This window comes from Pseudomonas sp. P5_A2_2, from assembly GCF_054177685.1.
Genome location: NZ_JBGCUL010000076.1, coordinates 1 through 11,445, shown reverse-complemented (window position 1 = coordinate 11,445; position 11,445 = coordinate 1). Strand labels below are relative to the sequence as shown.

Sequence of the window (11,445 nt, the reverse complement as noted above, 5' to 3'; positions counted from 1 at the left end):
GCGGTAGATCAATCAACATATGTGTTGAATGTGGCGCCGCCATCGCGAGCAAGCTCGCTCCCACACTGGTTTCTGTGTCTGATGAGTTTCAGATATTGGCGCGCAGCACGCTCGCCGGCAGCGGCTCACCCCGCTCCACCGTCGCCGCCACTGCAGCCATCAAACCACTCAACTCATACCCCTGAGCCTTGAGCCAGTCCTGATCGTAATAGGTTGTGGCGTAGCGCTCGCCGCTGTCACACAGAATCGCCACCATCGACCCCGTCTCCCCCTGCGCCTTCATGTGTTGAGCGGCCATCAGTGCGCCGATCAGGTTGGTCCCGCTCGACCCGCCCACGTGGCGTCCCAAACGCTCCGCCAGATAGTGCATGGCCGCCAGTGACAGGGCATCCGGCACCTTGACCATCGCGTCGATCACCTTGGGCAGAAACGACGCCTCCACACGCGGCCGGCCGATTCCTTCGATCCGCGAGCCGTGGTCCAGTCGCAGGCTGGCATCGCCGGTCTGGTAGTAATCGAAGAACACCGAACGCTCGGCATCGGCACACAGCACGCGGGTGCAATACTGGCGATAACGCACGTATCGGCCCAGGGTGGCCGTGGTGCCCCCGGTACCGGGGCTGGAAATCAGCCAGCTCGGCTCAGGATGCTGCTCGAAACGCATCTGATGAAAGATTGACTCGGCAATGTTGTTGTTCGCCCGCCAGTCGGTGGCGCGTTCGGCGTAGGTGAACTGGTCAATGAAGTGCCCGTCGTGCTCACGGGCCAGGCGCTCGGACTCTGCATAGATCTGGGTCGGATCGTCCACCAGGTGGCTTTGGCCGCCATAGAAGGCGATTTGCGCGATCTTTTCTTTCGAGGTAGTCGCCGGCATCACCGCAATGAACGGCAAGCCCAGCATGCGCGCGAAGTACGCTTCGGAAATCGCCGTGGAACCGCTGGAAGCCTCAATGACCGGCGCCCCTGGCTTGAGCCAGCCATTACACAGCGCGTACAGGAACAGCGAACGCGCCAGTCGGTGCTTGAGACTGCCCGTGGGGTGACTGGATTCATCCTTGAAGTACAACTCGATGCCTGGAAAACCCGGCAGCGGCAAGGGGATCAAGTGGGTGTCGGCGCTGCGCTGGAAATCGGCTTCGATGATCCGGATCGCTTCGCGGGACCACTGTCGGTTGTCGCTCATGTTGGTTTTCTCGTTGAATCTGGCAGGAGTCGACCTTTTATCAAGGCTCATCCAACAAGCTTAGGAAAAAACCTACATCCAGCACAGGTACAGCTGAGGTTCAATACGCCCGGCAACTGCTAGGCTCAGCTCGGTACTGGCGGCTCACTCTGTAACGACATATAACAAAAAAGAATATAACTTTTGTTTTAACAACTAACAGTACTTGTTAGGGTGTAACACCTTTTGAATTCACGGATGGAGAGCGACCTTGCCTCTGCGTAGCACTTTCACGCGTTTCTTTCAGTTGGAAGCTGCCAGCGGTCTGTTACTGATCGCCGCTGCCGTTCTGGCTCTGATCATCAACAACTCGCCGCTGGCGTGGCTGTACAACGGCCTGCTGGACACCCCCGTGGTGGCGCAGATCGGCGCGCTTAAAATCGCCAAGCCGTTGCTGCTGTGGATCAACGACGGCCTGATGGCGTTGTTTTTCCTGCTGATCGGCCTGGAAGTGAAGCGCGAAGTGCTCGACGGCCAGTTGTCCAAACCGTCGCAAATCGTCCTGCCTGGCGCGGCAGCGATTGGTGGCATGGTGGTGCCGGCGCTGATCTACTGGTACCTCAATCGCGACACGCCACCGGCCCTCAACGGCTGGGCAATCCCGACCGCTACCGACATCGCCTTCGCCCTTGGCGTGCTGGCGCTGCTGGGCAAACGCGTTCCGGTCTCGCTGAAACTGTTCCTGATGACCCTGGCGATCATCGACGACCTCGGCGCGATCATCATCATTGCGATCTTCTATTCCGGCGCCCTGTCGACCCTGTCCCTGGCGCTGGCCGCGGCCTGTATTGCAGCGCTGATCGGGATGAACCGGCTCGGCGTGGTCAAGCTCGGGCCCTACATGATCATTGGCTTGATTCTCTGGGTCTGCGTGCTCAAGAGCGGTGTCCACGCCACGCTGGCCGGTGTGACCCTGGCTTTCTGCATTCCGCTGCGCACAAAAAATGCCGAGCCCTCGCCATTGCTGACCCTGGAACACGCCCTGCACCCGTGGGTCGCCTACGGCATTCTGCCGCTGTTCGCGTTTGCCAATGCCGGCCTGTCCCTGAACGGTGTCACCGTCGAAAGCTTTACTCACCACGTCCCCATGGGCATCGCCATCGGGCTGCTGCTGGGCAAGGCCGTCGGTGTCTTCGGCCTGACCTGGCTGGCCGTGAAAACCGGTATCGCCGCCCTGCCCCAAGGCGCCAATTGGGGCCAGATTCTGGGCGTGGCGATTCTTTGCGGCATTGGTTTCACGATGAGCCTGTTTGTCGGCTCGCTGGCCTTTGAGCCAGGCGTGAGTGATTTCGCCGGGATGGATCGCATGGGAATCCTGACCGGTTCGATTCTGGCCGCGCTGATCGGTTATGGGGTGACGGCGATGGCGAGTCGCAAGGGTTCCAGCCTTGCATCCTGATAAACCGCGATAACGCCTGGCGCCAATCCAGACTCACCTCAGCCAAAAACAAAAAACCCGATCAGTCACCTGATCGGGTTTTTTGTTTATCCGGCGTTTACGCTTAGTGCGAAACGCGGCTGGTGCCACCCACACTGGCGATACGCACACGCTCACCAACACGGAACACTTCGTTTGGCTGCACTTCCTGAACGTAGGCGCGCATGCTGCCATCGTCTTCACGCACGGTGATTTCCACGCCCTGGGTGCGGGTCAAGCCTTCTTCAGCGGCCGAACCGAGCAGACCGCCAGCTACAGCACCGACGACCGCAGCAACGACGCTGCCTTTGCCACCACCGATGGAGCTGCCACCAACGCCGCCGACCACTGCGCCTGCAGCGCCGCCGATCGGGGTTTTGGTGCCTTCGATTTTCACCGGACGCAAGGCTTCGATGGTACCCATGCGAACGGTCTGCACGCGACGCGCTTCGTCACGGGAGTAGGAGTCACCGGTCAGGCTCGATTGGCAACCAGTGAGCAACATCGCCATCGTGGAAAAGGAAGCAACCAGTAGTACAGACTTACGCATAGCATCAACTCCAAAGAACCGGATATTCATTAGACTCCGCAGCTTGACGCCTGTCACGGCATCGCCCGGATAAAATTGGCTTGATTCAGGCTCCGTTAAGGCGCCTCCACGAACTCACACAGTAGCGGCAAAAACGGAAAACTACCCCACTGGCCAAGGATTTTCATGGACTACTTTATCATTTTCGTTACTACCGTCGCTGGACTGTATTTCCACTGGTGGCTGTACGTACGGATAAAACGCTGGATGGACCGCGACCTGGCACTATCGCTGGCGGGCAAGGATGAGCAGAAAAAAGCCTTCATGCTCGAACGGTTGGCGAGTGCTCAGGCGCAGAAGATCAAGCGTCGAGACCTGCCGAAGTGGCTGGAGGCCGCTGCGGCAGACTATCCCGGTGGGTAAACTGCTCAGGGGGCCAGACGTTCAAGAATCCAGCCGGCACCCTGCTGGCGGTAATTGAGGCGGTCGTGCAGGCGGCTTGGGCGGCCTTGCCAGAATTCGATGCGCTCCGGCAGCAGGCGATAACCACCCCAGTGTTCCGGGCAATGCGGCTGGGTGTCGCTGAAACGTTGCTCGGTGTCCTTGAGCAGCGCTTCCAACTCGCCACGATCGGCGATCACGCGGCTCTGCGGCGATGCCCAGGCCCCCAGGCGACTGCCCAGTGGACGGACCTGATAATAGGCATCGGACTCCTCAGGCGTGACCTTCACCACCCGCCCTTCGATGCGCACCTGGCGCTCCAGCGCCGGCCAGAAAAACGTCATGGCCGCGAACGGATTCGTGGCCAGGTGTTGGCCCTTGGCGCTTTCGTAGTTGGTGAAAAAGGTGAAGCCCTGCTCGTCCAGGCCCTTGAGCAACAGAATGCGACAGTGCGGTCGACCGTCCTGGTCAACGGTGGCCAGGGTCATGGCATTGGCTTCCACCGGTGCCTGTTCGGTTTTCACCGCGTCGGCGAACCACTGGTGGAACAGCGCAAACGGCTCAGCCGGGGCTTGTGCCTCGGTCAAGCCATCACGAGTGTAGTCACGACGCATATCAGCCAGGCCCTGGGTCATGGCGCATTCCTTTTGGTTAACGAATCACTGCTTTGCAGTATCGGTGGCGGCGACTTTCTTGTCAGCCGCAGCGGCTTTGGCTGGCGCAGTCTTTTTCGCCGGCGTTGCGGTTTTCGCGGGTGTTTTCTTGGCCGGTGCTTTTTTGGCTGGCGCCTTTTTCATGGTCGGAACGGCCGCTTTTTTAGCAGCAGGGGCCGGTGTAACAGGTTTGGCGACCGGTTTGACGTCAGCGGCAGCGACCATGGTCACCGGGGCTGGCGCCGGCATGTTGTACTTGCTCAGCAACGCAACCATGGTGTTTTGCGGGGTCACCAGCAGTTCCACGCGGCGGTTCAACGCACGCCCTTGCACGCTGTCGTTGGCGGCACGCGGTGCATCACCGCCCAGGCCACGCAGCATCAAGCGATCACGCTGCAAACCACTGAGGCGGAAAATTGCCGCAACGGCCTGGGCACGCTCCTGGCTCAGTTTGACGTTGGCCGGTGCAGCGCCGGACGTATCGCTGTGGCCGAGGATCAAGACAGCGGTCTTTGGATCGGCTTCAAGGATTTTCGCGACCCGGGTAAACGGACCGAGTGTGTTCGGCAGCAGCATGGCCGGACGATCAGGGTTGAACGAGCCTTCGACAGGCGCAGTCACCACCAGCACGTTTTCGCGGCGCTCGAGTTGCATGTTGCTGCCCTTGACCGCCTCGCGCAGACGCGGTTCGTAGTCGTCAAGCCAGGCCTGGGTGACTTTCGGGTCTGCCATCGGCACAGCCTTGGCGGCGCTCTGCTCGCTGCCGCCGAACGGCCAGTACCACTTGCTGCCGCTAGCGGTTTCGGCCTTGGCCACCGCAACGGGTTTGACTTCAGGTTTCACCTCAGGCTTGACCGCGGGCTTGCCGGCGCTGTCGTCGGAACCGAACGGCCAGTACCAGTGGCTGCCGCTTTCAGTCTTGGCAACGGGGGCCGTCGCGTCTTTCTGTGGAGTCTGTGCGCAACCGGTAATAGCGAAGCACAGGGCCAAGGCGAGGGTTTTATTGGATGACATTGGATATCCACAAAAATGAAGGCAAAAAAATCAGGCCACATCGGCCCGTATAAACAGACGCTTTGAAACTGGAAAGGCAATCGGGTTCCAGCACTGGAACCCGATAACCGCTTTTACAGACAAGTGGCCAGAACCCGCACCAGCTTTTGCGCGCGCGGATCCATCAAGACGTACGGCCCCAGGGTATTTGTCACAAATCCGAAGGCCACATCGTGCTCCGGGTCGGCAAAACCGATGGAGCCGCCGGCGCCGGGATGACCAAATGCCCGCGGACCAAGGCCGAAGGTGGCATTGGCGACGTCCGGTTGATCGAGCATGCAACCCAGGCCGAAACGGGTCTGGGTCAGTAAAGTCTTGTCCTCGCCGAGGCTGTGCTCGCGGGTCAGTTCATCGAGCATATCGCTTTCCAGCAGGCTGCCGTCGAGCAGGCCTGCATAGAAGCCGGCCAGGCTGCGGGCATTGCCATGGCCATTGGCGGCCGGCTGCTGCATGCGTCGCCACTCGGGTTTGTTGGTGCTGGTCATGATCGACGGCGGGTTGGTGAACGCCCGGGTCGTCATGGCCGTTGGCTCGCGCATGGTCACTTGCAGCAGGCGCTGGGCGGCGGCATCGCCGACATTGCCCTTGCCCCGCGCAATGTGGGCCACGCGATAGAACTCTTCGTCGGCCAGGCCCACATGGAAGTCCAGGCCCAAGGGTTTGGCGACCCGCGCGACGATGGATTCCCCCGGTCCACGACCGTCGGCACGGCGCAGCAATTCGCCGACCAGCCAGCCATAGGTGATCGCCGCATAACCGTGGYCTTCGCCCGGCGTCCACCATGGCGTTTCGGCGGCCAGGGCATCGACCATGGTTTGCCAGTCGTAAAGGGCTTCGGGGGCCAGTAACTCGCGCAATGCCGGAAGGCCGGCCTGATGGCAGAGCAATTGTCGCAGGGTGACGGACTCTTTGCCGGCGGCGGCGAACTCAGGCCAGTAGCGCGCGACCGGGGCATCCAGTTGCAGCTTGCCTTCGGCCACCAATTGCAGCGCGGTGACGGCGGTAAAGGTCTTGGTGCAGGAGAACAGGTTGGCGATGGTGTCGCTGTGCCAGGCCTCGGCCCCGTCCTTGTCGGCGGTGCCGGCCCACAGATCGAGGACGGTTTCGCCACCAATCTGAACGCACAACGCTGCGCCACGCTCCTGGGGATCGTCGAACAGCGCAGCGAACGCCTCTCGCACCGCTTCGAACTTAAGCTCGTAATGACCCTGAATCTGCACCCGCAACTCCCCGGATTAACGCTCTACAAAGTGGCGGGCATTGTTCCAGCCCTTGAGGGTTTTGGGAACAGGGTTGGGCCGGGCGGTTGTGGCGATTAATGACCTTTGCCGGAATGCCCGCCAGCGCCCTTCCCCGGCCCCTTGCCGGCCTCGGCCTTGCGGCCGCCCTCGGCGTCGTGACTGACTTTGTCGGCGGCGGCCGCAGCCTTCTCGGCCTCCTTGCCCAATTGCTCGACCGTCGTCAGGTTGCTCTTGCGCACGCTATCGACAAAGCCCTGGAACGGCAGATCAGTAATGCCCACCAACCCGAAGTGACCGTTTTCACCGTCAAGCAGGCGCCCGGTGACCGGTTGATCGAGGTACTGGAACCAATGCACGCCAACAATYGACGGCTCGCTCAAGGCCTGCTTGAGGAAGTTGGCATACGCCGCGCCGCGGTCCTCCTCCTTCGCCAACGGCGTGACGCCGCCCCAGAACGGGCCACGATCAGTCGAGCCGAAATTGAACTCGGTAATCAGCACGGGTTTGTCGAGACTGCGCAGTTTGGCGAAGTCGTAACCATCCTGGGGTTGCAGGGTATACATGTTGAAGCTCAACACGTCGCAGTACTGGGCGCAGGACTCCACGGCTTGCGGCGTGCTGATGGCGAAACGGCCGCCGAGCAGCAGCTGGTTCGGCGCATGCCACTTGAGTGAATCGGAGATGGTCTTGAAATAGGTGTCGGCAAAGACTTTCTGGAAGTATTTGAAGTCAGCCTCGATTTCCGGGTGCTCGGTACTTGGCAATGGCGGCACAAAATCCGGATCTTCCATCAGTTCCCAGGCCGGCAGATCAATGCCCCAGGCTTCCGACAGGCCAGCCTGATTGCGGTACTTGTCACGCAGCTGTTTGAGGAACGCGCGCTTGGCCGGCACGTCGGTGGTCATCTTCAAGGTACCGTAGGCCAGAGCATAACGGGCTTTCGGGTCATCGCCGGGACCGGCCCAGGCCAGTTCATTGTCAGCGTAGTAACCAATCAGCCACGGATCGTCACGATGGTCGCGAGCGGCAATCGCCACGGCACGTTCGGCGGCCATGGCAAAACGCGGGTCGAACGGGTCGGGCATGCCGCCCCACCAGTCGGTACCGGTGCTGATGCTGGCGTAGTCGCCGACGATCGACAGCGGCAAGGTGTACGGCACGCGATCAGCGTTGCCCAGTACGGGTGCGCTCCAGTTGCCAATGGTGTTGAAGCCCCAGGCCTGCAAGCGATCAAGGGTGTGACTGGCCCAGCGTTGCTCGTCGAACTGCGCTTTGCACGGTTCGACAGATTCTGGCTCTGCGGCTTTCGCTACCGTCGCTTCGGACTTGGCCGCYTCGGCAACGCCGGCCTTGGTTTCGCTGCCCAACGCGCAAGGATCGCCATACAGACGCTGCAGGTTGGCAGCGTAGAAGTCGTACCAGCGTCCGGCATTGTAGCCGCGTCCTTGATCGGCCCCGTTGCCGCCACGGTTGTCGCCTTCGCCGTAATGGCTGGCCAGGGCCTCGTCAACCTTGGGCAGGGATTCGAACATCCACTCGCGACCGGCAACGTAGGTCTGGTTGACGTCTGCAGCGACGGTGTTAACCCCTAGCGAATAAAACGGGTGTCCTTCCGGCGTCACCAGATACCAGCGTCCGTCGCGTTTCTCGGTGCGGAAAAAGCCGCTGGCCTTGAAGGACGGGCCTTTGGTCAAACCACCGAACTTGTCCAGGGAGGACTTTTCGCGATCGGCCAGCCAGGTTTTCAGTTGCTGCTGCTCCTTGCTGGCGGCGCCTTTCAGTTGATCGTCGCTGCTGATTTTTTCCGGCCATTTGGCCCGGGTCGACTGACCGTAAGCATCCACCAACCCGCCATACACAGCTTGGGTGACCGACTCGCCGTCCTGCACACCAAAGCGCTCCAGCAAGATGCTTTGCGCGACCTTCGGCTGGTCCATCGACAAGCTCACCGACACCACCTGGCTGCGATCCARTTCACCGGCGCTGCTGGCCAGCAACACGCGCTGCCCCTCGACAGTCATCGGCATCGGCGGGCCAGACTTCATGCCCTGGCTCAGCGGTGATGTCGCTTGCAAAGGCACCAACAGTGTTTGCGCAGGCCCCGCCGGCAGATCGACGCGGCTGACCAGTGTCTTGCCGTCGTTGCTCTGGATGGTTACGTACAGGGTCAAGGCCCAGTTCATGGCGTTCTGGATCCGCAGGCTCATGACGCCCGACTGCGACCAGTCCCAGGCGCCGGTTTGCGGAGTCAGGCGCAAAGTCGGTCGGGCGACCGGGTTGAACGTCACCCGGCGCAGCACTTCGCCCTCGGGGGTTTGCTCGGCGTTGGATTGCGGCAGGCTGGCGTCCTGAGTCGCCACCTGGACCACGTCGGCGGGGCGCACAAAGTTGAACAGCGTCTGCGGACTGGCGGGAGCGGCCAGCAGCGGTGTTGCGAACAGCAGGGCAAAAACAGCAGGCAACGAACGGCAAATCATGAGAACGAAAATCTCCCTAACGACCTTCAATGGGCCAGTGGAAAAGCGATGGCAGAGAGATAGACAACGCGGTGGGCAAAACCGCCCACCGGTGTTTCAGGAAATTTCTCGACGGAACGGCGGCAACGCGTTGAGGATGGCTTTGCCATAGCGCTGGGTCACCAGGCGCCGGTCGAGCAAGGTGATGGTGCCGCGGTCTTCTTCGGTGCGCAGCAAGCGACCACAGGCCTGGACCAGCTTCAGCGAGGCGTCCGGCACGGAGATTTCCATGAACGGATTGCCCCCCCGGGCTTCGATCCATTCGGACAAGGCTGCTTCGACCGGATCATCAGGTACCGAGAATGGAATCTTGGCGATGACCACGTGCTCGCAATAGGCACCGGGCAAGTCGACCCCTTCGGCGAAGCTCGCCAGGCCGAACAACACGCTGGAGTCGCCGCCATCGACTCGCGCCTTGTGCTTGTTGAGGGTTTCCTGCTTCGACAGGTTGCCTTGGATGAACACTTGCTTGCGCCAGTCGCGGTCGAGGCCGTCGAACACGTCCTGCATCTGTTTACGCGAGGAAAACAGCACCAGCGTACCCCGCGAGCCTTCGACCAACTCAGGCAGATCCCGAATGATCGCGGCGGTATGCGCTGCTGCATCACGGGGGTCGGCGTTCAGGTTCGGTACCCGCAACACACCGGCATCGGCATGATGGAACGGGCTTGGCACCACCGCCGTCACGGCTTTTTTCGGCAGGCCGGCGCGCATGCGGAAGCGGTCGAAGGTGCCGAGGGCAGTCAAGGTCGCCGAAGTCACCAGACAGCCATACGCCACGTTCCACAGGTTGCGGCGAAGCATTTCCGCCGCGAGGATAGGACTGGCGTTGACCTCGATGTCGAATAGTGAGCCGCTTTCGGCCAGGGTCAGCCAGCGGGCCATGGGCGGGTTGTCTTCCGGGTCTTCGACGGTGAAGGCGGTCCACAGCTCCCAGTTGCCGGAAGAGCGCGACAGCAAGCTGCCGAACAGTGGATACCACTCTTCGGCCTGGTTGCTGGCGATGCCGATGTTGACCTCGCCGTCCATGCCTTCCTTGAGCAGGTCGGTCAGGCGGGTGAACAGGTCGGTCAGGCGCGCGAAGCCTTTCTTCAGCTCGATGCCCATTTCACGCATGTGCTCGGGAATCACCCCGCCGACGAATCGGTGACGCGGGCGCTCGCGGCCTTCAACGTCTTCGCCGGGTTTGAAATCGGCAATCTGCTCGCAGGCGGTGAACATGAACTGCTGCTGGGTCTTGATCTCCCGCGCCAGCTCCGGCACCTGCTCGATCAACTTGCCCAGGTCGCCCGGCAACGGGTGCTGGGCCAGCAGTTTGGTGAGGTTCTTGGCGGTGGTTTCCAGCCAGTCGGCGGTGGAGCGCAGGCGCGTGTAATGGGCGAAGTGGCCGATGGCCTTGTCTGGCAGGTGATGGCCTTCGTCGAACACGTAGATCGTGTCGCGTGGGTCCGGCAGCACAGCGCCGCCGCCCAGGGCTAGGTCGGCCAGGACCATGTCGTGGTTGGTGACGATCACGTCGACCTTGCCCATACCTTCGCGGGCCTTGTAGAAGGCGCACTGGCCGAAGTTCGGGCAATGACGGTTGGTGCACTGGCTGTGGTCGGTGGTCAAGCGCGCCCAGTCGGCGTCTTCGAGGGCGGTGGACCAACTGTCGCGGTCGCCGTCCCACTTATTGCCGGCGAGCTTCTCGATCATGCTGGTGAACAGCTTCTGGCTGGCCTCATCGACCTCGATCTTGAAACCCTCTTCTTCGAACAACTGCGCCGTGGCGGTCTGTGCGTGACCTTCCTGGAGCAACATGTCGAGCTTGGACAGGCACATGTAGCGCCCGCGGCCCTTGGCCAGGGCGAAGCTGAAGTTCAGCCCGCTGTTGCGCATCAGGTCGGGCAGGTCCTTGTAGACGATCTGCTCTTGCAGGGCCACGGTGGCCGTGGCGATCACCAGGCGTTTGCCGGCGGCCTTCGCCGTGGGGATCRCCGCCAGACTGTAGGCCACGGTCTTGCCGGTGCCGGTGCCGGCTTCCACCGCGACTATCGCGGGGTCGCCACTGCGCCGGCCTTCGTCGTCGGTGTCGATGTCACCCAGGACCTTGGCGACTTCGGCGATCATCAGGCGTTGGCCATAACGCGGCTTGAGGCTCTTGGCTTCGAGAAAACGCGAGTAGGCGCCCTGGATCGTGGTTTTGAGTTCAGTGCTGATCATGGATTGTCGGGCGCAAAAAACGCTGGATAAATTTTCAGTAGTTTGAGGGGGCGTTCTCAGTTAGTTTCCACGCCGCGTTGTCGCCTTAAAGCGAGCCAGGCAAGGCGCAGGCCGCTGGGAATGGTTGTTCCCTTTCCAAGGCCTGCAACGCAGTCTGGCTCGCTTTAAGGC

The 11,445-nt window shown here is 61.4% G+C and carries 9 protein-coding genes; 2 read left to right on the top strand and 7 right to left on the bottom strand.

Going from position 1 to position 11,445, the window contains the following annotated elements; translation table 11 throughout:
* Positions 1-88: 88 nt before the first annotated feature.
* Complete coding sequence (locus ACXRVY_RS08615; RefSeq protein WP_223463195.1) at positions 89-1,183, bottom strand: PLP-dependent cysteine synthase family protein; 1,095 nt, start codon at positions 1,181-1,183, stop codon at positions 89-91.
* 250 nt (positions 1,184-1,433) lie between these two features.
* Between ACXRVY_RS08615 and nhaA the strand changes: the two genes are divergently transcribed.
* A complete protein-coding gene (gene nhaA, locus ACXRVY_RS08610) occupies positions 1,434-2,621 on the top strand; it encodes a Na+/H+ antiporter NhaA (protein WP_223463194.1) in 1,188 nt (395 codons plus the stop codon).
* A 103-nt stretch (positions 2,622-2,724) separates the two neighbouring features.
* Here nhaA and ACXRVY_RS08605 read toward each other — a convergent pair whose 3' ends face one another.
* Positions 2,725-3,189: an outer membrane lipoprotein gene (locus ACXRVY_RS08605; RefSeq protein ID WP_223463193.1), complete on the bottom strand. Its 465-nt coding sequence runs from the start codon at positions 3,187-3,189 to the stop codon at positions 2,725-2,727.
* A 165-nt stretch (positions 3,190-3,354) separates the two neighbouring features.
* Between ACXRVY_RS08605 and ACXRVY_RS08600 the strand changes: the two genes are divergently transcribed.
* On the top strand, positions 3,355-3,591 hold the full coding sequence (locus ACXRVY_RS08600) for a hypothetical protein (protein ID WP_223463192.1): 237 nt from the start codon (positions 3,355-3,357) through the stop codon (positions 3,589-3,591).
* Between the two features lie 5 nt (positions 3,592-3,596).
* On the opposite strand, the gene pdxH is transcribed toward ACXRVY_RS08600, so the two are convergent.
* The 5 genes from pdxH to dinG all read right to left on the bottom strand — a co-directional run bounded on the left by pdxH (position 3,597) and on the right by dinG (position 11,274).
* Positions 3,597-4,244 (bottom strand): pyridoxamine 5'-phosphate oxidase, encoded by a 648-nt coding sequence (gene pdxH / locus ACXRVY_RS08595; RefSeq protein WP_223463191.1) that lies wholly within the window; start codon positions 4,242-4,244, stop codon positions 3,597-3,599.
* A 24-nt stretch (positions 4,245-4,268) separates the two neighbouring features.
* Positions 4,269-5,276 (bottom strand): OmpA family protein, encoded by a 1,008-nt coding sequence (locus ACXRVY_RS08590; RefSeq protein WP_223463190.1) that lies wholly within the window; start codon positions 5,274-5,276, stop codon positions 4,269-4,271.
* Positions 5,277-5,389: 113 nt separating this feature from the next.
* Positions 5,390-6,535, bottom strand: coding sequence for a serine hydrolase domain-containing protein (locus ACXRVY_RS08585; RefSeq protein ID WP_458237250.1), 1,146 nt, complete (start codon positions 6,533-6,535; stop codon positions 5,390-5,392).
* Between the two features lie 95 nt (positions 6,536-6,630).
* Positions 6,631-9,033 (bottom strand): beta-galactosidase, encoded by a 2,403-nt coding sequence (locus ACXRVY_RS08580; protein WP_223463188.1) that lies wholly within the window; start codon positions 9,031-9,033, stop codon positions 6,631-6,633.
* A gap of 96 nt (positions 9,034-9,129) precedes the next feature.
* Positions 9,130-11,274: an ATP-dependent DNA helicase DinG gene (gene dinG / locus ACXRVY_RS08575; RefSeq protein WP_458237249.1), complete on the bottom strand. Its 2,145-nt coding sequence runs from the start codon at positions 11,272-11,274 to the stop codon at positions 9,130-9,132.
* Positions 11,275-11,445: the final 171 nt, after the last annotated feature.

Bases quoted from the DNA above. Each gene is read 5' to 3' on its own strand.
- ACXRVY_RS08600 (WP_223463192.1), top strand. From the start codon at position 3,355: ATGGACTACTTTATCATTTTCGTTACTACCGTCGCTGGACTGTATTTC.
- ACXRVY_RS08590 (WP_223463190.1), bottom strand. From the start codon at position 5,276: ATGTCATCCAATAAAACCCTCGCCTTGGCCCTGTGCTTCGCTATTACC.
- ACXRVY_RS08605 (WP_223463193.1), bottom strand. From the start codon at position 3,189: ATGCGTAAGTCTGTACTACTGGTTGCTTCCTTTTCCACGATGGCGATG.
- ACXRVY_RS08615 (WP_223463195.1), bottom strand. From the start codon at position 1,183: ATGAGCGACAACCGACAGTGGTCCCGCGAAGCGATCCGGATCATCGAA.
- pdxH (WP_223463191.1), bottom strand. From the start codon at position 4,244: ATGACCCAGGGCCTGGCTGATATGCGTCGTGACTACACTCGTGATGGC.